The sequence below is a fragment of the Frigoribacterium sp. AC759 genome (assembly GCF_979256015.1).
Map to the genome: position 1 here is coordinate 114,612 of NZ_CEEDMT010000003.1, position 20,084 is coordinate 134,695.

Sequence of the window (20,084 nt, forward strand, 5' to 3'; positions counted from 1 at the left end):
TGCCTCACCTGACCGCGTGTCTGCTGATGGCGACGAGCATGGCCTCGAGTGCGAGGACCGGCGACACGTTCGACTCGATGCGACGGCGGGCGACCGCGATCGCGTCCATCACGGCGAGGGTGCTGGCCGGCGAGGAGGCGCGGGTCGCCTCGTCGAGACGCCCGCGCATGCTCTGGTTGACGGGGTCGTCACCGACGCCGAGGTGCAGGAGCAGGACGTCGCGGTAGAGCGAGAGCAGGTCGACCATGATGCGGTCGATGCCGTCGCGGAGGCTGCGCGTGGCACGGCGCTTCTGGTCGTCGTCGAGCGCCCGCAGCTGACTGCGGAGCGCCGGAGGCACCGTCCCGCCCGGCTCGACCCCGAGGGAACGCAGCGCACTGGCCCGCTCGTCGGCGTCGCGTTCGGTCGTGATGGCCTTGGCGTCGTCGCCGGCCACCGCGAGCAGCGTCGCCGCCGCCTGCACGGCGTCGGACACCGAGCGGATGGCGAGCGCGGTCTCGAGCGTCCGTCGGCGACGGTCGCGCGCCTCCGGGTTGGTGGCGAGTCGGTGCGCCATGCCGATGTGACTCTGAGCCTCGCGGGCCGCGACGACGGCCGTCTCGTGATCGACTCCGTCGCGACGCTCGATGAGGGCCGCGACGTCGGCCACCGAGGGGACGCGCAACCGCACGCCACGGACCCGCGACCGGATGGTCGGGATGAGATCGGCCTCGCTGGGCGCGCAGAGGATCCAGACCGTGCGAGGCGGCGGCTCCTCCAGCGCCTTCAGCAGGAGGTTCGACGTGCGCTCGGTCATGCGGTCGGCGTCCTCGATGACGACCACCCGGTAGCGCCCCACCGACGGGGAGAACTGGGAAGCCGCGACCAGGGTGCGGACCTCGTCGATGGTGATGATGATGCGCTCGGTGCTCAGCACCGCGAGGTCCGGGTGCGAGCGGGCCCCGACCTGACGGATGGTCGCCTCGGCATCCTCGTCGCTGCGGGCCAGGAGCGCCGCAGCGAACGCGTAGGCGAGATTCGACCGCCCCGAGCCGGGCGGGCCCGTGATCAGCCAGGAGTGGGTCATCGACGAGTTGCCCGGTTCGGTCGAGGCCGCCGCACGCAGCGACTCGATGGCGTCGGCCTGACCGGTCAGGCCGTCCCAGAACGACGGTGTCGACACGGTCACTCCAGGAGGCCGGCGACTCGGTCGCGGATGAGCGACGCGATCTCCGCCTGCGGCAGAGACGCGTCGACGACCACGAACCGCTCGGGTTCGGACTCGGCCACAGCCAGGTACGCGGCACGGACGCGCGCGTGGAAGTCGGACTTCTCGGACTCGAGCCGGTCGTACTCTGTGCGGGCGCTGTCGAGCCGACGTCGCCCCTCGGCCTCGTCGAGGTCGAGCAGGACGGTGAGGTCGGGGGCCAACCCGTCGACCGCCCATTCGGACAGCGATCGGATCTCGTCTCCGCCGAGGACCCGGCCGGCACCCTGGTAGGCCACCGACGAGTCGATGTACCGGTCTTGCAGGACGACGTCGCCCCGCTCGAGGGCGGGCCGGACCAGCGTCTCGACGTGGTGCGCCCGATCGGCGGCATACAGCAGGGCCTCGGCACGAGGGGCGATGTGACCCCGACGATGCAGGACGATCTCGCGGAGCTCGAGCCCGAGGTCGGTCCCCCCGGGCTCTCGCGTCCGCACGACGGACCTGCCGCTCTCGACGAGCCAGGCCTCGAGCAGACCGGCCTGCGTGGTCTTCCCCGATCCGTCGCCGCCCTCGAGCGTGATGAAGAGGCCCGCCACTACTCGGGCTTCTTCGCAGCTGCCGGCTTCTCGGCCGCAGCGGGCTTCGCCGCAGAGGGCTTCTTCGCAGCAGCGGCCTTGGTCGCGGTCGCCTTGGTCGTGGTCGCCTTGGTGGCGGCCGCGGGCTTCTTCGCGGCCGGCTTCTTGGCAGCCGGCTTCTTGGCGGCGGGCTTCTTGGCCGCCGGCTTCTTCGCAGGCCCCTTGGCGCGTTTGTCGGCGATCAGCTGCACGGCGCGCTCGAAGTCGACCTCCTCGACGGTCTCGCCGCGGGGGATGGTCGCATTGGTCTCGCCGTCGGTGACATAGGGCCCGAAGCGACCGTCTTTGACCTTGATGGGCTTGCCGCTGACCGGATCGGCCTCGAACTCCTTCAGGGCGCTGCTGGCGCGCTTGGCACCGTACTTCGGCTGAGCGTAGAGCTCGATCGCACCGGCCAGGTCGATGTCGAAGATCTGATCCTCGCTGGTGAGCGACCGCGTGTCGGCGCCCTTCTTCAGGTACGGGCCGTAGCGGCCGTTCTGCGCCTGGATCTCCTCGCCGCTCTCCGGGTCGACACCCACGACACGGGGCAGGTCGAGAAGCCGGAGGGCGGTCTCGAGATCGACGGTGTCGACGTCCATGCTCTTGAACAGCGACGAGGTCCGCTCCTTCGGAGCGGCCTTCTTCGCCGGGGCCTTCTTCGGCTTCGCCCCGGTGCCTTCCGTCGCAGCGGGCGCGGGGGCCTCGACGACCTCGCCGGTGGCGGGATCCGCATCGACCTCCTCGGGAGTCCGCTCGGTCACGTAAGGGCCGAAACGGCCGTCTTTCGCGATGACCTCCTTGCCGCTCTCGGGATTGACGCCGAGCACGCGATCGCCGATGACGGGCGCGTCGATCAGCTCGCGAGCCTTCGCGGCGGTCAACTCGTCGGGAGCGAGGTCCTCCGGCACGTTCACCCGACGCGGAGTCTCGGGATCCGAACCCGGCGCCTCGAGGTAGGGGCCGTACCGTCCGATGCGGAGGGTGAGCCCCTCGCCGAGCGGTATGGAGTTGATGTCCCGTGCGTCGATGTCGCCGAGGTTGTCGACCACCTTGCGGAGACCACGGTGCTGCTCGTTGCCGAAGTAGAAGCCGTTGAGCCAGTCGACCCGATCGGCGCCGCCCCCGGCGATCAGGTCCAGGTCGTCTTCCATGCTCGCGGTGAAGTCGTACTGGACGAGGTCGCCGAAGTAGTCCTCGAGCAGTCTCACGACCGAGAAGGCGATCCAGTTCGGCACGAGCGCCGTGCCCCGAGGGGTCACGTAACCGCGGTCGACGATGGTCGACATGATCGCGGCGTAGGTCGACGGGCGACCGATGCCCAGCTCTTCGAGCGTCTTGACGAGGCTCGCCTCCGTGTAGCGGGGAGGAGCGCTCGTGTCGTGGCCCTTGGCCTCGACCGCGTCGAGGGCGAGGTTCTGCCCGACCGTCAGGGGCGGGAGCTTGGCGTCGGCCGGCTCGGCCGAGCCGTGGCGGTCCTCGTCGCGTCCCTCTTCATACGCGTTGAGGAACCCGCGGAACGTGATGACGGTTCCCGATGCGGTGAACTCCGCCAGGGTGCCCGCGCCGCTGCGCGGGGTGATCCCCTCGACTGCATCGGGGGTCGTGGCCGCCACGACGACGGACGCCGTGGATCCCTTGGCATCGGCCATCTGCGACGCGACCGTGCGCTTCCAGATGAGGTCGTAGAGCTTCCAGTCGTTGCCACGGAGGGTGGTCGACATCTCGGACGGCGTGCGGAAGGTGTCGCCCGACGGGCGAATCGCCTCGTGCGCCTCCTGGGCGTTCTTGCTCTTGCCCGTGTAGAGGCGGGGTTTGGCCGGAACGGTCTCGGCACCGTAGAGCTTCGACGCCTGGTTGCGGGCCGCATCGATCGCCTGCTGCGAGAGCGACGGCGAGTCGGTGCGCATGTAGGTGATGTGGCCGTTCTCGTAGAGCGACTGCGCGACGCTCATGGTCTGACGAGCCGAGAAACGCAGTTTCCGCGCCGCCTCCTGCTGCAGGGTCGACGTCGTGAACGGCGCTGCCGGACGACGCGTGTAGGGCTTCGACTCGACGGAGGTGACCTCGATCGTGACGCCGGCGGACTCGAGGGCCCGTGAGAGGGCGAGCGCGGTCGACTCGTCGAGTGAGACGGACTCGTTCTTCAGCTGCCCGCGGTCGTCGTAGTCGCGACCGCTCGCGACGCGTGAGCCGTTGATCCGAACCAGCTTCGACGAGAACGGGACCGACTCGGTCGAGGGCTCGAAGGTCGCGGTGAGGTCCCAGTAGGTGGCGGAGACGAAGGCGAGACGCTCTCGTTCGCGATCGACCACGAGTCGTGTCGCAGCCGACTGGACGCGACCGGCGGAGAGACCGGGGCCGACCTTCCGCCAGAGGACGGGCGACACCTCGAACCCGTAGAGACGGTCGAGGATGCGGCGGGTCTCCTGGGCGTCGACGAGCGCCGTGTCGAGCTCACGGGTGTTCTCCTGCGCCTTCTGGATGGCGTCCTTCGTGATCTCGTGGAAGACCATCCGCTTGACGGGGACCTTGGGCTTGAGCTCTTGCAGCAGGTGCCACGCGATGGCCTCGCCCTCGCGGTCCTCATCAGTCGCGAGGTAGAGCTCGTCGGCCGTCTTCAAGGCGCGTTTCAGATCGGAGACGGTCTTCTTCTTGGCGTCGGACACGACGTAGTAGGGCTCGAAGCCGTTCTCGACGTCGACGGAGAACTTGCCCAGCGAGCCCTTCTTCAGCTCGGGCGGCAGGTTCTTCGGCTCGATGAGGTCGCGGATGTGGCCGACGGATGCGAGGACCTCGTATCCGCTGCCGAGGTACTGGGCGATCGTCTTGGCCTTCGCGGGCGACTCGACGATGACCAGTTTCTTCGTGCCTGGCACGGGACTCCTTGGATTGTGGAACGTAGACGGCCGATCGAGACCGATCGGCGAGGCCGTCGGGGACGACGTCCCCTCCGGCGAGGGCGACGTGGTGGCTGCCGACAGGCACACCATACACACACCGCACGCGCGACTCGCTCACGGCGTCGCCGGTGACCCGACTGCCTCGGCGGGTGGCGGACCCGCCGTCGCGGACGCCGCCACGGGCAGGAGACCGAGTGTGCTCGACACCCTGACGGTGACGATGGATCCGTCCGTCTCGCAGGCCACGAGGGCGGCCCGGTTGGCCTCGGCCGCCCGGCTCGCGGCATCGCAGACGACCCCGGCCGTCAACCCTGAGGCCACGTCGGCGCCCGCCAGGGCCGAGGCGTCGGCGGCCCCCGCCACCCGACTGCGCTCGACCAGGACCCGCGCCGTGCCCGTCACGGCGAGCACCAGCGCGACGATCATCAGCAGCAGTCCCACGGCGACGACGGACGCCGATCCCCCGTCGTCGCCGGGCAGGAGGCGCGGGTGCGGTGTCGAGGTCATCCGCCGGCCCTCGGGGCGCAGCTCCGACCGGTCAGCTCGAGACCCTCGACGGGCCCGAGTGCCACCACCCGCGTGAGCCGGATGCAGACCAGCTCGCCCTCCGACGACGTGGAGACGCTTGCGCCCGGTGCGAGAGCCGCGAGCGTCGCCGGCACGGCGTCGCCGCCGCCTCGGGCCGTCTGCCGCGCGACCACAGCCGCGGCGTCCGACAGGCGGATGGCCTGCATCCCCGCGCCGGCGCCCACGAGGGCGAGACCGACGACGGACAGGAGCGCTGGCACCACCACGGCGAACTCGGCCGTGACGCTGCCGACGTCGGACGGGAACCGGCTGCGCCCCGGTGCGACGCAGGCCATGTCAGCCCACCGTCAGGGCGGACCGGACGAGATCGGACAGGGTGCCCCGCACCTCGTCCGAACGCATGATGACGACCAGGAGACCGGCGAACCCCACCGCGGCCATGATGACGATCGCGTATTCGGCGGTCGCCGCGCCGTCGTCGGCCGCGAGCAGGCGACGGAGCGGGCCGGCGCGGCGACTGCCGTCCCGGCCGGTGAGGACGGTCGTGTTCCGGGTGTCGAGGGCGGGATGCGGTGTCATGGGGTTCCTTACTCTCTGCAGGACCACTCGGTGTGGCGTGGTCCGAGTCTCCGGCGTCGCCGCGACCGACCGGCGTCGGCACCGGCGCCGCTGGGGATCGGTCTCACCAGCTCGCCGTTGTGGAGGAGACGAGCGAGACGACGAGCGGCACGACGGCGACGACCAGGAACGCCGGCAGGACGCAGAGGCCGAGCGGCAGCATGAGGGTCGACCCGAGTCGTGCGGCGGCCGACTGGGAGTCCGCGGCACTGCGGAGTCGCCGTTCACGGGCGGTCGCCCGGAGCAGCTCACCGGCGGGGGCACCGGCCCGGCGCGAGAGATCGAGCACCTCGAGGCAGTCGCGCTCGGCGCCGTCCTCCGCTGCCACCCCGGACCCGTCCGCATCAGCCGACGGGAGCAGCTCGAGGGCGGACCGCACGAGCGCGAGCCCCGAGTCCCACGACGCACCGCCCGAGACCGCGACGGCCAGCAGTTCCAGGCGCAGACCGGGGACGGGCCCCTCGGGCGTGGCACCGCGGACGAGTCGTGCGTTCCAGGCCCGAGCGAGGGCCACGAGGCCCGCGCCGACCGCGAGGCAGCCCCAGCCGACGGGCGTGCCGACCAGCACGCCCGCCGTGTCGAAGCCCATGCCCATGGAGAACAGCAGACCCACCGGCGGCAGCGCCAGCACGATGCGCCCCGTCGAGCGAGGCCCGCTCAAGGCGACCTCGACGTCGCGTCGCGCCGCCTCGGCTGCGCGAAGGCCCGCCACGAACGTCCGCAGGCAGTCGGCCAGGGGCGCACCGCTGCGCTCCGCGACGAACCACGCACAGGCGACCTGCCGCCAGTCGAGCTCGTGACGCGGGCCGTCGGGCGCGCGTGCGAAGGGTCGTCCGCCCAGAGCGGCCGCGAGCGCCTCCGAGATCGGCATGCCGGTCACGGCCTCGGTCGCGACGGCGAACGTCACCTCGCGGACGGGCCCCGGAGGCTCCGACTCGGCGACATGCCGCCAGGCCGAGGCCGGGACGACGCCGGCGGACAGCAGCACGGCGACGCGCTCGACGACCGTCGAGGCGGGGGTGACGGTGACGAGACGGCGCCGCCGCTCAGGCGGCACGACGAGCGAGCCCCGCCCGAGCCGTCAAGGCGCCGTCCGCATCGAGCACGAGGTGCCCGATCTGGGCGAGACGCCGACCCTCGGCGGTCCGCTCCAGATGGAACACGGCGTCGAACGCGCTGACGGCCTGTCGCGCCAGCGCCGCGGGGCTGAGCCCGGCGACCGCGCCCAGCGCCTCGAGACGGGCGGGGACATCGGCCAGACCGTTCGCGTGCAGAGTGCCGGCACCTCCGTCGTGCCCGGTGTTCAGGGCCGACAGCAGATCGCGCACCTCCACTCCGCGGCACTCCCCCACCACGAGTCGGTCCGGGCGCATGCGCAGCGCCTCGCGCAGCAGACGGGCGAGATCGACTCCACCGACGCCCTCGAGGTTGGGCTGACGCGTCTCGAGCGAGACGACGTGCGGATGATCGATCCGGAGCTCGGCCACGTCCTCGATGGTCACGATCCGATCGGTCGGATCCGCTTCGGCGAGGAGACTCGACAGGAAAGTGGTCTTCCCCGCCCCGCCCGCCCCTGTGATGAGGATGTTCGCGCGCCGGCCCACGCACCTCCTGACCTCGCTCTCGTCGACGTCGTCGAAGAACCCCTGCGCGGAGAGCCCGTCGAGCGTGAGGGGCGTCCGGCGCGGCAGGCGGATGGAGAGGAGGGTGCCCGCCGTCGACACGGGCGGCAGGACGACATGGACCCTGATGCCGGCGTCGAGGCGCACGTCGACGCAGGGGCTGGCCTCGTCGACGTGTCGACCGCCCGCCGCCACGAGTCGTACCGCGAGATGCCGTGCGACGTCGTCGGACAGGTGGATGCGACCGTCGGGCAGGAGGCCGTGGCCGCGATCCACCCAGGTGCCCCCTCCGCCGTTCACGAAGACGTCGGTCACGCCCGGCTCGTCGATGATCTCGCGCAACGGGCCGAAGGGAGCCCCGCGAGACGAGCCGGGCAGGCTCTGTACCCCGTTCGCGCCCGTTGTACCCCGATGATCGAGACGGCCGCGCGACGCCGCGGGGACGAAGCGCCCCAGGTCGACTCCGCGGGTGACCGACGGGTGATCGACGGGACGCGGCGAGGGGGCGGCAGGGGCGGCCGAGAGGGTGGTCGAGGTCTGGATCGGAGTCATAGCCGGACGCTAGAGGACAGGCCACCGGAGCAGACGGTTCGGTGCAGCGCCTGGGGACGACGACTGCATGCCGACGATGTGGAGGGGTGATCGCCCTCACCCGCGGAGGGTGATCTCCGGGTTAAACGAAGAGGGGCGGCGCCGATTGGGGGGAACCGGCGCCGCCACCGCAACACGCGATTGGGGGGAATCAACGCATTGCGAGTCGGAACTGAATCCGACTGCGTTAACTGTACCCCAGGATGGGCCCGCCTCGCCACGCGCGACACGTCGATCTTCCGTGATCGGACAGGCCTACCCGGAAAGACCCCGGGGGTAGTCTCGCTTCCTGTGCGGGTCAGCCCGCGCCTCCCGCAACGACGCGAAAGGTCCTACATGGCCGACGGAACCCCGACCCCTCCGAGAGAGGCGTCCACGTTCGCCCCCGACCCGGTGTTCGCCTCGAACGCCGTCGCCACCCGCGATCTGGCCGATCGCGCGCACGCGGACCGGTCGGCCTTCTGGGCCGAGCAGGCCGACGCGTGCGTGACCTGGGGTCGCCGACCGACCGAGACCCTCGACTGGTCCGATCCCCCGTTCGCACGGTGGTTCGCCGACGGCACGCTGAACGTCGCCTACAACTGCCTCGACCGCCACGTCGAGGCCGGCCACGGTGAGCGCGTCGCCCTCCTCTGGGAAGGCGAGCCCGGTGACGCACGCGCGGTCACCTACGCCGAGCTGACGGCCGACGTGAAGCGGGCCGCCAACCTGCTGTCGTCGCTGGGCGTCGGGCCGGGCGACCGGGTGGTCGTCTACCTGCCGCAGATCCCGGAGGCGGTGGTCGCCATGCTCGCGGTCGCCCGGTTGGGCGCGGTGCACTCGGTCGTGTTCGGCGGCTTCAGCGCCGAGAGCCTCCGCGCACGGATCGACGACGCCGAGGCCACACTGGTGATCACCGCCGACGGCGGGTGGCGGAAGGGCAGCGTCTCGCCCCTCAAACCAGCGGTCGACGCGGCACTGGCGCTCGGCGGGCGGTCGACGGTCGAGAACGTGCTGGTGATCAGGCGGGGCGAGAACGCCGTCGACTGGGTGGAGGGGCGTGACCTCTGGTGGCATGAGGCCCTCGAGGGCGTCGAAGCGGAGCACACCGCCGAGATGTTCGAGGCGGAGCATCCGCTGTTCATCCTCTACACCAGCGGCACGACGGGCAGACCGAAGGGCATCCTCCACACGTCGGGCGGTTACCTGACCCAGGTCGCCTACACGCACAGGAACGTGTTCGACCTCCGCCCCGAGACCGACGTCTACTGGTGCACCGCCGACGTGGGCTGGATCACCGGGCACAGCTACGTCGTCTACGGGCCGCTCGCCAACGGGGCGACACAGGTGCTCTACGAGGGCACACCCGACTCCCCCGGCCCCGGGCGCTGGTGGGATCTCGTCGAGAAGTACGGGGTGACCATCCTCTACACGGCGCCCACGGCCATCCGCGGGTTCATGAAGGCGGGGCGCGAGATCCCACAGGCTCGCGATCTGACGTCGCTGCGCCTCCTCGGATCCGTCGGCGAGCCCATCAACCCCGAGGCGTGGCTCTGGTACCGCGAGGTGATCGGGTCGGGGACGACGCCCATCGTCGACACCTGGTGGCAGACCGAGACGGGCGCGATGATGATCTCGCCCCTGCCCGGAGTGACGACGACGAAGCCCGGCGCCGCCCAGACCCCCGTGCCCGGCATCGTCGTCGACGTCGTCGACGACCAGGGCGTGCCGGTGGCGAACGGCGAGAGCGGCCTCCTCGTGGTCACGGAGCCCTGGCCGTCGATGCTCCGCGGCATCTGGGGCGACCGCGACCGGTACGTCGAGACCTACTGGGGCCGCTTCGGCGACCGCTACTTCGCCGGAGACGGCGCCCGACGCGACGACGACGGCGACATCTGGCTGCTCGGCCGCGTCGACGATGTCATGAACGTCTCGGGGCATCGCCTGTCGACCGCCGAGATCGAGTCGGCGCTGGTGTCGAATCCGCTCGTCGCCGAATCCGCCGTCGTCGGAGCCGCCGACGAGACCACGGGTCAGGCCGTCGTCGCGTTCGTCGTTCTCCGCGACAAGAAGAGGCGGAGCGTGACCCCCGAGGAGGCGGTGGCCCGGTTGCGAGCGCACGTCGCCGACCGCATCGGCGCCATCGCCCGCCCGCGCACGATCGTGCTGGTCGACGAACTGCCGAAGACCCGCTCGGGCAAGATCATGCGACGACTCCTGCGCGACGTCGCCGAAGGACGCGAGGTCGGCGACACCACGACGCTCGCGGACTCGGCGGTGATGGGGGTCATCACCGCCGAGATGCGCTGAGCCGCAGGGTCAGGCCAGGGGGCGGACCTCGAGGACGATCTCGACCTCGACGGGCGAGTCGAGAGGGAGGACGGCCACGCCGACCGCGCTGCGGGCGTGGATGCCCGCGTCGCCGAACACCCGGCCGAGGAGCTCGGACGCGCCGTTGATCACACCGGGCTGACCGCTGAACGCCGGGTCGGAGGCGACGAAGCCCGTCACCTTGACGACGCGCACGACGTCGTCGAGCGAATCGAGCACGGAGGCGGCCGCCGCGAGGGCGTTCAGTGCCGACGTGGCCGCGTACTCCTTGGCCGCGGCGGGGTCGACCAGACCATCGCCCTCACCGACCTTGCCCGTCGCGGGCAGAGCGCCGTCGACGAAGGGCAGCTGACCCGCCGTGTAGACGTACGAGCCGGTGCGCACGGCGGGGACGTAGGCGCCTGCGGGCGTCGCGACCGCGGGGAGAGCGAGCCCCAACTCGGCCAGACGGGCGGCGACGTCGGCCATCAGTCGTCCTGCTTCTGACGCTTGAACCAGGCGACCGGGCCGCCCTCGGGCCCCTGCGTCACCTGCACGAGCTCCCAGCCGTCACTCCCCCAGTTGTTCAGGATCGCGGTGCTGTTGTGCACCATCAGCGGCGTCGTCATGTACTCCCAAAGGACCATTTGTCGTTCCGTTCAGCTTGGTTTTCCGGGTTGTCACTTACCCTGATCTTATGTCTGACCCAAAATCGAAGCCGACGTCCGTCGTCGGCGCGCTCTTCGGCTTCGTCGGCTTCAGCGTCCTGGCCGGTCTGCTCGTCACCATCGGTGTGACACCCGCCATCGCCGTCGCCGGCATGACCGCATCCAGCTCCATCGGCGTCTTCGAGTCGATCCCCGAGTACATCGAGATCGGAAAGCTGCAGCAGCGCAACGTGCTGTACGGCAAGCAGAACGGTCAAGACGTCCCCTTCGCGACGCTCTACGCGCAGAACCGCGTCGCTCTGAAGTGGGAAGAGGTCTCCCCCAATCTCAAGAACGCCGTCGTCGCCGGTGAGGACCGCCGCTTCTACGAGCACGGCGGTGTCGACCTGACGTCGTTGGTCCGAGCCGGAGTCGGCTCACTCGCCGGCGGGCTCGGAGAGAGCGGTGGCGGCTCGACCCTGACGATGCAGCTGGTGCGGAACATCCGCCTGGCCGAGGCGCAGGGTCTCACCGGCGACGAACAGGCCAAGGCCATCAAGGAGGCCAAAGAGGTCAGCATCGACCGCAAGCTGCAGGAGATGAAGTTCGCCATCGGGCTCGAGAAGAAGTACAGCAAGGACGACATCCTCCTCGCGTACCTGAACATCGCGTACTTCGGCGACCAGGCGTACGGCGTCCAGGCGGCCTCGCAGCACTACTACAACAAGGCGGCGTCCGACCTGACGGCGACCGAGGCGGCCAGCCTCATCGCCATGGTGCAGTATCCCGAGAAGCGCAACCTCGGCACGCCCGACAACTACCAGGGCAACGTCGATCGCCGCAACGTCATCCTCGCCAGCATGCTCGGCGAGAAGTACATCGATCAGGAGACCTACGACGCAGCTGTCGTGGCGAACCCCGCCGACTACGTCAAGCTGACCACCCCGTCGCAGGGCTGCACCGCGGTCACCGCAGCAGGTGCGCAGCAGTTCTGCGACTACGTCAAGAAGAGCATCAAGGACATCCCCTCCCTCGGTGCCGACGCGGAAGAGCGCGAGGCCAACTGGAGCACCGGCGGCTACAAGGTCTACACGACCATCAATCTCGACCTGACCGCGAGCGCCCGCGCCCAGATCGACCGCTACGCACCTCCGACCGAGTCCGCGCTCATCCTCGGCAGCGCCGTCAACTCGGTCGAGGCCGGCACCGGTCGGGTCATCGTCATGGCCCAGAACCGCAACCTCAACGAGGACCCCGAGGTGACCGACCCGAACGTCACGGCCATCAACTACAGCACCGACAAGCCGTACGGCGGTTCGGGCGGGTTCCAGACCGGTTCGACCTACAAGCCGTTCACGCTCATCGACTGGCTGCAGAACGGCCACGGCCTGAGCGAGTCGGTCAACGGCAGGCCGCGTCCGTTCACCCCCATGACCTTCGGGGGAGAATCGCTCAGCACTGTCAGCTCGGACTTCCCGCAGGGGTTCGCACCGAAGAACGACGACGGGCGCAATCCGGGCTACGTGACCGCACAGCGCGCCACCGCGCTGTCGATCAACACCGCGTACGCCGCGATGGCCCAGAAGCTCGACCTGCGCGACATCCGGGACGTGGCCACCTCGCTCGGTGTGCACCGTGCCGATGGCACGGAGCTCCAGTACCAGAACCCCTCGTCGTTCCTCGGGACAAACGAGATCGCTCCGCTCACGATGGCGGCCGCCTACGCCGGCATCGCCGCCGGCGGCAAGTACTGCAAGCCGATCATCGTCGACCAGATCGTCGACGCCGACGGCCAGAAGATCGGCGGTCAGCCGCAGGAGTGCAACCAGGCGCTCGACCCCGAGATCGCCGCGGCCACCATCCAGGGCATGTCGCAGCTCTGGTCGAACGGCGGCACCGGCGTCGGAGGACTCCCCTACGACGGCTACCCCGAGATCGGCAAGACGGGCACCACGACCGAGAAGGACCAGATCTGGTTGATCGGCTCGACGAGCAAGCTCGCCACGGCCGTGTGGATGGGCAACGTCAAGGGCAAGGTCAGTCTCCGGTCGGCCTACTCGCCTGCGACCGGGACGACCTACGCCAACGCGCGTGCCGGTTTCTTCCGTGACGTGCAGACGGTCAACAACACCGTCTACCCCGGCACCGCGTTCCCGGTGGCGGATCCGTCGGTCGTCCGCGGCACCTCCTCCCTCAGCGTCCCCGACGTGACGGGGAAGACGGCCGAAGAGGCCGCCACCAGCCTGCGGGCTCTCGGACTCTCGTACGTCGACGGTGGTCGCCAGAAGTCCGAACAGCCCCTGGGCACCGTGACGACGACCAGCCCCAGCGCCGGTTCGCGCGTCTCGTCCGGCACCTCCGTGACGGTCTACACGAGCGACGGCGGCAACGCGGTCACGGTCCCCGACGTGGTCGGCGACTCGTTCGACGACGCGGTGTCCGCGCTCGCGGGCACGGGCTTCGAGGCGGCCAACGTCTCGGTGGCCGGGTACGTGAAGGGCTCGGCCGACAACGTCTGCCAGGTGGTCGCCTCCGACCCGGCCGCCGGCTCCACCGTCGACCGGACCGGCCCGGTGCGTCTGCAGCTCTACGGCGATGCCGAGGGCAAGGACCCCGGGAACTGCACATGAGTCCACTGAGTCCTGCTCGGACGACGGCCGCGACCGCGATGGTGGGCGCGGCCGTCGGCCTGGGCGCCTTCGCCTGGGGTTCGCTCGTCGAACGCAACCGGTTCACGGTGCGGCACGAGGTGCTGCCCATCCTCGAGGCCGGTTCGCGCAGTCTCACGATCCTGCACCTCAGCGATCTCCACCTCGCGCCCTGGCAGACCGAGAAGCAGGAGTGGGTGCGGGGTCTCTCGGTCTACGAGCCCGATCTCATCGTCAACACAGGCGACAACATCGGGCATGTGGACGCCCACGAGGCCCTCGAGTACACGCTCGAGCCGTTCCGGGACGTCGCGGGCGTCTTCGTCCACGGGTCGAACGACTACTTCGCCCCCACACCGAAGAACCCCCTCGCGTACTTCGGCGGACCCAGCAAGGCCCACCGCACCCCCACGCCGCTCGACATCGCCCGCATGGAGTCGTTCTTCACCGGTCTCGGCTGGCTCGACCTCAACAACACGGCCAGAGCGATCGAGGTCCGGGGATCGAGACTCGAGTTCTTCGGCGTCAACGACGCGCACCGAGGGTGGGATCGTCTCGATCGCCTCCCTGGCGCCCTGGACGATCTGCGAGAGAACGTCGGCTGGCAGGACGACCGCGGCGGGCCCGAGCCGGTGAGCATCGCGCTGACCCATGCGCCCTATCAGCGGGTGCTGAACTCGTTCGTCACCAACGGGGCCGACGTCGTCTTCGGCGGGCACACCCACGGCGGCCAGGTCCGTGTGCCCGGATACGGTGCGCTCGTCACGAATTGCGACATCCCCCGCAGCAAGGTCAGCGGCCTCAGCACGTGGAGCCACGCACGACGGACGGCTCACCTCGAGATCTCCGCCGGTCTCGGGACCTCTATCTACGCCCCCGTCCGGTTCGACTGCCGTCCGGAGGCTGTCGTCGTCACCCTCACGGCCTGACATGCGGGCCGCCGGTGTCGACGGCATCGGCGGTCATGACCCACGCGATTCGTTTGCTACCATGGTCAGGTTGCTCCGGTCGCAGAACATCGCGGCCAGTCATATCGGGGTGTGGCGCAGCTTGGTAGCGCGCCTCGTTCGGGACGAGGAGGTCGTGGGTTCGAATCCCGCTACCCCGACGATGTGATCAGTTCCACCTCGAAGACGCCCGCCGCTCTGTCACGACAGAGAGGCGGGCGTCTTCTCGTCTCCCCAGTGGCGCGGGCCGTCGACCCGGCCACGTGCCGTGCCGTGCCGTGCCGCTCGACGATCTCGCCGACGACGGGCGCTAGGGTGATCCGGTGAATGCAGTGATCCGGTTGGCCCGAGCCAACCCCTCAGCCCTTCGATTCCTCGTGGTCGGCGGCATCGGGTTCGTCATCACCATGGTGATCAACTACGGCCTGAAGCTCTTCGTCATCCCCCAGCACCCCGTGACGGCCCTCGCACTGGGCATCATCGTCGCGACCGTCGTGTCGTACTGGATGAACAAGAAGTGGTCGTTCGACGACCGCGGCGACCGCCACACCGCGCACGAGATGCTGCTGTTCGTCGTCGTCAGCGTCATCGGCGTCGGCCTCAACTCGGCCCCGCTCTACCTCTCCCGCTACGGCCTCGGTCTCGAGGTCCCCAACGTGTCGTTCGCCACGCAGGAGGTGGCGGACTTCATCAGCGGCCCGATCATCGGCACGCTCATCGCCATGGTGTTCCGCTACTGGGCCATGAACAAGTGGGTGTTCCCGAAGGGCGCCGAGCTGGCGGACGTGATCTCCCCCACGTCGCCTACGGCGGTCGTGTCGACGGCAGGTCGACGATGACCGCCGCCGACGGAACCGGGGCCGCTCCCTCCGTCCTGGTCATCATCCCGACGTACGACGAGGCCGAGAACATCGGTCGCGCGGTCGCGAAGCTGCGCGAGGCGGTGCCCGCTGCGCACATCCTGATCGCCGACGATGCCAGCCCCGACGGGACGGGCGACATCGCCGACGGCATCGCCGCGTCCGACGGCAACGTGCACGTCCTCCACCGTCGGTCGAAGGACGGCCTCGGGGCCGCCTACATCGAGGCGTTCGGTTGGGGCATGGCCCGCGGGTACGACGTCCTCGTCGAGTTCGACGCCGACGGAAGCCACCCCGCCGAGACCCTGCCGGAGATGCTCGACGCGCTGCGACGGCTGCCGGCCCCCGGGCTCGTCATCGGCTCACGATGGATCAAGGGCGGGTCGGTCGTCAACTGGCCGCTGCGTCGCGAGCTGCTGAGCCGCGGCGGCAACCTCTACTCGCGCATCGCGCTCGGAATCCGGGTCCACGACGCCACGGCGGGATTCCGGGCGTACAGCACTCCCGTGCTGGCCGGCATGCGGCTCGAAGAGGTCGAGTCACGGGGCTACTTCTTCCAGGTGGACATGACCCTCCGCACCATCGACGCCGGTCACCCCATCGCCGAGGTGCCCATCGTCTTCCGTGAACGCGAGGCGGGTGTCTCGAAGATGAACGGCGACATCGTGACCGAGGCCATGGCCAAGGTGACACGCTGGGGCGCAGCCCGATGGTGGCGTCGCCTCACCCGCCGCCCTCTGCGCCGCTGAGAGCCGCTCAGAGCCGCTGAGAGCCGCTCAGGCGCTCAGTCGGCCGCCGCTCTCGGCGAGGTAGCACGCGCCGCAGAGCGACTCGTAGGTGACCTCGTGGCCGTCGATGGCCACCTGGTCGCCGTCGAAGACGAAACGCCCGTCGATCGTCCGGGCGTTGAAGACCGCCTTGCGACCGCACCGGCAGATCGTCTTCAGCTCTTCGAGCGAGTGCGCCACCTCGAGCAGGCGACGACTGCCCGGGAACGCCGTCGTGCGGAAGTCCGTCCGGATGCCGTAGGCCAGCACCGGCACGCCCTCGAGGATGGCGATGCGGAGCAGGTCGTCGACCTGAGCCGGCTCCAGGAACTGGACCTCGTCGACCAGCAGACAGGCGATGTCGCTGCCGGTCGCCTCGCGCACCCGCGCCCGCTCGGCGCAGAAGACGTCGAGGACGTCGTCGCCGGGCGCGAACGCGACGTCCGCCGTGCGGCTGACCCCGAGTCGCGAGACGATCTGATCGTCGCCCTTGGTGTCGACGCGCGGTTTGGCGAGCACGACCCGCTGACCGCGCTCTTCGTAGTTGTACGCGGCCTGCAGCAGGGCGGTGCTCTTGCCGCTGTTCATCGCCCCGTAGCGGAAGTAGAGCTTCGCCACTACTGCAGGTAGCCGTCTTCGGCGGCGCGGCGGATCAGCTCGGACTTCTTGCTCGCCGGTCGGTTCGCCTTCGCGTACTTCTCGCGGACGCGGCGCAGATAGGTCTTCGCCGTCTCGTACTGCACGTTCATCTGCTGCGCGACCTCGTTCGTGCTGAACCCCGACACGTAGAGGCGGAACGCCTCGGACTCGCCGGCGCTGAGCTTGGGTCGACTCTGGTTCGTGGCCCCGACGGGCAGCGGCCGCCAGTCGCGCTGCGGCGACGCGTCGCGAGCGACGCCCATGACCTGCCGAGCGGCGTCCATCACCTCGCGCATCGGCAACGACTTCGACAGGAACGCCGAGGCCCCTGCCTCGAGCGCACGCTCGCGAGACTCGCGGGTGTCGAGACTCGACAGCACGATGACCTTCGCACCCGCGGCACGGCAGGTGCGCACCCGGGCCTCGATCGACACGGGCTCTTTCAGCTGGAAGTCGAGGAAGACGAGATCGGTGGGGAAGTTGTCGCTGTGTACCAGCTGCAGCCAGGTGTGCGCCGTCAGCACCAGGTCGAAGTCGAAGGCGTTGACGTTGATCCAGCTCGAGAGGCTGTCGAGCAGCACCTCGTGGTCGTCGAGGATCGCGAGGCGGACCCGCCGCGTCGACGGGTCGCCGCCCGAGGGGCCGACGGTGTTCCACGACGGGGCCGCCGCGGGTCGCGAGTAGCCGGGGCGGTGCGACGAGCGGTCGCTCGACTCAGTGCTGGTCATAAGAAAACCTTAGTGTCAGGAGGGGAGGGCTCAGATCGACCACGAGGTCGTCGTAGACGACGCGGACGACGGCGAAGTAGGGGGCGAGCCGGTTGCGGACGGCGAGGTCGGGCGCCCGGGTGGCGACGGTCAGACGGATGTCGACCCGCGCCTCCTCGGCTCGCACCGCGATGCGCACGTCGGACGCGTCGACGACACCGGTGTCGGCGAACGCCACGAGGAGGGCGCGGAGGGCGGTCCGGTGGTCGTCGGCCATCTCGCCGGCCAGGTGCTCGGGGTCGTCGACGACTCCCCCCACCGCGACCGCCGGTGCCGTGAGGAGCTGCTCGAGCCAGCTTCGGTCCGCTTCGGCCACCATCGTCCCGCGCAGCGTCTCGGCGATGGCGCGAGCGCGCCGGCTGTCGTCAGCGGTCACCTCGCCGGCCTCGATCAACCCCGTGAAGAACGGCACGACGTCGCGGTTGAGGATGGTCACGCGGTCCTGCTGCACCGACCGGGCGATCCCGGCCCGCAGATCGGCGGTGCCGGCCCGACGATACGAGGAGGCGCGCTCGACCCAGTGGTCGACCAGCATCACGAAGGTGGCCGAGAACGTCGCCCCGGCCGACGTGAGCGCGAGCACGGGCGTCACCGCCACGACGACGTAGAGGACCGCCGGGAGACCCGCGGCGAACGAGGGGCTCTCGACGACCACCACGATGCCGATCACCGACGCCAGGATCAGGCCCGCGATCCCGATCTCGCGTCCGGGCCGGTACGGCGCCAGGCCGAGGATCAGCACGCCGACCGAGACGGACGTCCAGTCGTCTCGGACCATCTCGTTGTGGCCCGCCGTCGAGACGACCGAGAGCACGACCACCGCCGCGAGCAGCACGACCATCACCACGACGTGAGGTCTCCGGAACGGCGCACGCGCGGGCCGGGACCCGTGCACCAGCACCGTCGCGGCCGCCGCCAGAGCGCCGAGCGCGGCGATGGCTGCGGGCCACGAGGCGACGTCGGCACGGACGACGACCGTCACCACGACGGCGTAGAGGACGGCGGCCAGCCCCGCGATGACGGTCAGGGGGCCGGCGCTGAGCGCACCGAGCGGGTCGACCTGCTGCGGCGTCCGCTCCCGGCGGCTCACGCCGCCCCTCCGGCGATGGTCCGCCCGGCGCCGGGAGCGCCGTCGACCGGGCCGCCATCGACCGGGCCGTCACCGGCATGACCGCGCGCGTCGGTTGCCGACACGGCACCGGTGGCGGCGGACGTGCCTATCGGCACCCGGATGACGACGCTCGTGCCACTGCCCACGGACGACCAGATCTGCACCTCGCCGCCGACCCGCTCCATCCGCGCCTGCACGGAGTTCTTGAGCCCGAGACGGTCGGCGCCGGTGCCCTCGACGTCGAAGCCGACCCCGTCGTCGATCACCATGACGGAGACGTCGTCCGCGTCGCCGTAGACCACGACCTCGGCCCGGGTCGTCCCGCTGTGCTTCTCGACGTTCGCCAGGCACTGCGCGACGGCGAGCCCGAGGGCCTGCGCCTGATCGGCGCTCAGCCGGGCCACGGCGGTCACGTCGCCGGTCACGCCGATCTCGAGCCCGGCCTCGCGGGCGGACTCGACGGCGAGGGCGAGCTCGCTCCGGTGCCAGTCCCGGGGCATGCCGTCGGACGCCCGACCGGCCAGCCACTCCTGCCCGACGAGCGTCTCGATGTCGGCGGACATCGATTTCGCGATCCGCGGAGCGAGCGGCCCGGGAGGGGCGGAGGCGACGGCCGCGAGATGACTCAGGACGGTGTCGTGCAGCAGGGCGGCGGCCTGCTGCTCGATGTCGTGGCGGATGCCCTGCAGCTGCTGGTCGAGAGCGGCCCGGTGCAGACTGGGCTGCGCGCGCCGGGCACGGTCTCGGGCGATCACACCCCAGCCGACGGTGACGACGACCAGCAGATAGGTCAGGGCCGTCGCGACGTCGAACTGCGAGGTCTCACCCGTCTGCCACGTGGCGGCCAGGGTCGCCACCTCGCCGAGGACGACCGCGATCGTGGCCCAGACGAGACCGAGCCGCGGCTGGCGGCCGCTGCCCGCCACCAGGATGAGGGCGATCTTGGGCAGCGAGAGCGAGAAGGCGTCGGACGTCCGCACGGCCGGTATCTGGGCCAGGATCGTGACGGCGTACCAGTACGTCGCCGCCGAGCCGATGGCGAGGAAGGCGGCCATGGCCGACGCCGTGCGTCGACGCTGGAGGACGACGCTCATCGCGACGAGGGTGCAGATCGCGACCAGGGCGGGCCAGAGGATGTACCCGGGGCCGGTCGCCTGACTGATGACGAGCACGAGCGACGCGCTGGCGAGCACCACGCAGGCCATGACGTAACAGGCTCGGGCGACTGCGCGACCGGTGCTCTGCGGAGCCAGGTGAGCCGGGAGGCCGAGCAGCATGCGGCCTCCTTCTCGTCGACGGGCTGACTGAAGAAGTATGCCTGAACATGGACTTCTTCTGTACCCC

The 20,084-nt window shown here is 70.3% G+C and carries 19 protein-coding genes and 1 tRNA gene; 6 read left to right on the forward strand and 14 right to left on the reverse strand.

Annotated features, from left to right (window positions below; genetic code table 11):
• Positions 1-4 precede the first annotated feature (4 nt).
• From ACZ6JE_RS05020 to ACZ6JE_RS05055, 8 genes are all read right to left on the reverse strand, one after another.
• A complete protein-coding gene (locus tag ACZ6JE_RS05020) occupies positions 5-1,168 on the reverse strand; it encodes a DNA polymerase III subunit delta' (RefSeq protein ID WP_243213642.1) in 1,164 nt (387 codons plus the stop codon).
• Positions 1,165-1,785, reverse strand: a complete 621-nt coding sequence (gene tmk, locus ACZ6JE_RS05025; protein ID WP_464318351.1) for a dTMP kinase — start codon at positions 1,783-1,785, stop codon at positions 1,165-1,167. Before tmk ends, ACZ6JE_RS05020 begins: the two co-directional genes overlap by 4 nt.
• The gene (gene topA / locus ACZ6JE_RS05030) at positions 1,785-4,682 is read right to left on the reverse strand and encodes a type I DNA topoisomerase (protein ID WP_464318352.1); all 2,898 of its coding nucleotides are present in this window, start codon (positions 4,680-4,682) and stop codon (positions 1,785-1,787) included. The genes tmk and topA overlap by 1 nt, the downstream gene beginning before the upstream one ends.
• 138 nt (positions 4,683-4,820) lie before the next feature.
• The gene (locus tag ACZ6JE_RS05035; RefSeq protein ID WP_192058654.1) at positions 4,821-5,213 is read right to left on the reverse strand and encodes an Rv3654c family TadE-like protein; all 393 of its coding nucleotides are present in this window, start codon (positions 5,211-5,213) and stop codon (positions 4,821-4,823) included.
• Positions 5,210-5,569 carry a TadE family type IV pilus minor pilin gene (locus ACZ6JE_RS05040; protein WP_320478975.1) on the reverse strand — a complete coding sequence of 120 codons (360 nt, stop codon included), beginning with the start codon at positions 5,567-5,569 and terminating at the stop codon, positions 5,210-5,212. Before ACZ6JE_RS05040 ends, ACZ6JE_RS05035 begins: the two co-directional genes overlap by 4 nt.
• A gap of 1 nt (position 5,570) precedes the next feature.
• Positions 5,571-5,813: a DUF4244 domain-containing protein gene (locus ACZ6JE_RS05045; protein ID WP_192058658.1), complete on the reverse strand. Its 243-nt coding sequence runs from the start codon at positions 5,811-5,813 to the stop codon at positions 5,571-5,573.
• Between the two features lie 103 nt (positions 5,814-5,916).
• Positions 5,917-6,909, reverse strand: coding sequence for a type II secretion system F family protein (locus tag ACZ6JE_RS05050; protein ID WP_464318353.1), 993 nt, complete (start codon positions 6,907-6,909; stop codon positions 5,917-5,919).
• Positions 6,899-8,026 carry a TadA family conjugal transfer-associated ATPase gene (locus tag ACZ6JE_RS05055; RefSeq protein WP_243213644.1) on the reverse strand — a complete coding sequence of 376 codons (1,128 nt, stop codon included), beginning with the start codon at positions 8,024-8,026 and terminating at the stop codon, positions 6,899-6,901. The genes ACZ6JE_RS05050 and ACZ6JE_RS05055 overlap by 11 nt, the downstream gene beginning before the upstream one ends.
• A gap of 375 nt (positions 8,027-8,401) precedes the next feature.
• Between ACZ6JE_RS05055 and acs the strand changes: the two genes are divergently transcribed.
• Positions 8,402-10,354, forward strand: a complete 1,953-nt coding sequence (acs, locus tag ACZ6JE_RS05060; protein ID WP_464318354.1) for an acetate--CoA ligase — start codon at positions 8,402-8,404, stop codon at positions 10,352-10,354.
• 9 nt (positions 10,355-10,363) lie between these two features.
• Here acs and ACZ6JE_RS05065 read toward each other — a convergent pair whose 3' ends face one another.
• Together ACZ6JE_RS05065 and ACZ6JE_RS05070 are read right to left on the reverse strand one after the other, a co-directional pair.
• On the reverse strand, positions 10,364-10,843 hold the full coding sequence (locus ACZ6JE_RS05065) for a RidA family protein (RefSeq protein ID WP_243213649.1): 480 nt from the start codon (positions 10,841-10,843) through the stop codon (positions 10,364-10,366).
• Positions 10,843-11,001: a DUF4177 domain-containing protein gene (locus tag ACZ6JE_RS05070; protein WP_192058668.1), complete on the reverse strand. Its 159-nt coding sequence runs from the start codon at positions 10,999-11,001 to the stop codon at positions 10,843-10,845. Before ACZ6JE_RS05070 ends, ACZ6JE_RS05065 begins: the two co-directional genes overlap by 1 nt.
• Positions 11,002-11,051: 50 nt before the next feature.
• On the opposite strand from ACZ6JE_RS05070, the gene ACZ6JE_RS05075 reads away from it, so the two are divergent.
• From ACZ6JE_RS05075 to ACZ6JE_RS05095, 5 genes are all read left to right on the forward strand, one after another.
• A complete protein-coding gene (locus ACZ6JE_RS05075; protein ID WP_192058670.1) occupies positions 11,052-13,631 on the forward strand; it encodes a transglycosylase domain-containing protein in 2,580 nt (859 codons plus the stop codon).
• Positions 13,628-14,578 carry a metallophosphoesterase gene (locus ACZ6JE_RS05080; RefSeq protein WP_192058672.1) on the forward strand — a complete coding sequence of 317 codons (951 nt, stop codon included), beginning with the start codon at positions 13,628-13,630 and terminating at the stop codon, positions 14,576-14,578. The genes ACZ6JE_RS05075 and ACZ6JE_RS05080 overlap by 4 nt, the downstream gene beginning before the upstream one ends.
• Positions 14,579-14,683: 105 nt before the next feature.
• Positions 14,684-14,757: transfer RNA gene (locus ACZ6JE_RS05085), tRNA-Pro, on the forward strand.
• Between the two features lie 162 nt (positions 14,758-14,919).
• Positions 14,920-15,435, forward strand: coding sequence for a GtrA family protein (locus ACZ6JE_RS05090; protein ID WP_243213652.1), 516 nt, complete (start codon positions 14,920-14,922; stop codon positions 15,433-15,435).
• Positions 15,432-16,205, forward strand: a complete 774-nt coding sequence (locus tag ACZ6JE_RS05095) for a polyprenol monophosphomannose synthase (RefSeq protein ID WP_243213654.1) — start codon at positions 15,432-15,434, stop codon at positions 16,203-16,205. Before ACZ6JE_RS05090 ends, ACZ6JE_RS05095 begins: the two co-directional genes overlap by 4 nt.
• A gap of 27 nt (positions 16,206-16,232) precedes the next feature.
• On the opposite strand, the gene ACZ6JE_RS05100 is transcribed toward ACZ6JE_RS05095, so the two are convergent.
• The 4 genes from ACZ6JE_RS05100 to ACZ6JE_RS05115 are packed head-to-tail and all read right to left on the reverse strand — an operon-like array spanning position 16,233 to position 20,017.
• On the reverse strand, positions 16,233-16,841 hold the full coding sequence (locus tag ACZ6JE_RS05100; RefSeq protein WP_192058678.1) for a thymidine kinase: 609 nt from the start codon (positions 16,839-16,841) through the stop codon (positions 16,233-16,235).
• Positions 16,841-17,590: a response regulator transcription factor gene (locus tag ACZ6JE_RS05105; RefSeq protein WP_464318355.1), complete on the reverse strand. Its 750-nt coding sequence runs from the start codon at positions 17,588-17,590 to the stop codon at positions 16,841-16,843. Before ACZ6JE_RS05105 ends, ACZ6JE_RS05100 begins: the two co-directional genes overlap by 1 nt.
• On the reverse strand, positions 17,577-18,719 hold the full coding sequence (locus ACZ6JE_RS05110) for a hypothetical protein (RefSeq protein WP_320477859.1): 1,143 nt from the start codon (positions 18,717-18,719) through the stop codon (positions 17,577-17,579). Before ACZ6JE_RS05110 ends, ACZ6JE_RS05105 begins: the two co-directional genes overlap by 14 nt.
• Positions 18,716-20,017, reverse strand: a complete 1,302-nt coding sequence (locus ACZ6JE_RS05115; protein ID WP_464318356.1) for a sensor histidine kinase — start codon at positions 20,015-20,017, stop codon at positions 18,716-18,718. Before ACZ6JE_RS05115 ends, ACZ6JE_RS05110 begins: the two co-directional genes overlap by 4 nt.
• Between the last annotated feature and the right edge of the window lie 67 nt (positions 20,018-20,084).

Coding starts and splice junctions, on each gene's coding strand:
- ACZ6JE_RS05035 (WP_192058654.1), bottom strand. CDS start 5,213: ATGACCTCGACACCGCACCCGCGCCTCCTGCCCGGCGACGACGGGGGA.
- ACZ6JE_RS05040 (WP_320478975.1), bottom strand. CDS start 5,569: ATGGCCTGCGTCGCACCGGGGCGCAGCCGGTTCCCGTCCGACGTCGGC.
- ACZ6JE_RS05045 (WP_192058658.1), bottom strand. CDS start 5,813: ATGACACCGCATCCCGCCCTCGACACCCGGAACACGACCGTCCTCACC.
- ACZ6JE_RS05055 (WP_243213644.1), bottom strand. CDS start 8,026: ATGACTCCGATCCAGACCTCGACCACCCTCTCGGCCGCCCCTGCCGCC.
- acs (WP_464318354.1), top strand. CDS start 8,402: ATGGCCGACGGAACCCCGACCCCTCCGAGAGAGGCGTCCACGTTCGCC.
- ACZ6JE_RS05065 (WP_243213649.1), bottom strand. CDS start 10,843: ATGGCCGACGTCGCCGCCCGTCTGGCCGAGTTGGGGCTCGCTCTCCCC.
- ACZ6JE_RS05070 (WP_192058668.1), bottom strand. CDS start 11,001: ATGGTCCTTTGGGAGTACATGACGACGCCGCTGATGGTGCACAACAGC.
- ACZ6JE_RS05075 (WP_192058670.1), top strand. CDS start 11,052: ATGTCTGACCCAAAATCGAAGCCGACGTCCGTCGTCGGCGCGCTCTTC.
- ACZ6JE_RS05080 (WP_192058672.1), top strand. CDS start 13,628: ATGAGTCCACTGAGTCCTGCTCGGACGACGGCCGCGACCGCGATGGTG.
- ACZ6JE_RS05095 (WP_243213654.1), top strand. CDS start 15,432: ATGACCGCCGCCGACGGAACCGGGGCCGCTCCCTCCGTCCTGGTCATC.
- ACZ6JE_RS05105 (WP_464318355.1), bottom strand. CDS start 17,590: ATGACCAGCACTGAGTCGAGCGACCGCTCGTCGCACCGCCCCGGCTAC.
- ACZ6JE_RS05115 (WP_464318356.1), bottom strand. CDS start 20,017: ATGCTGCTCGGCCTCCCGGCTCACCTGGCTCCGCAGAGCACCGGTCGC.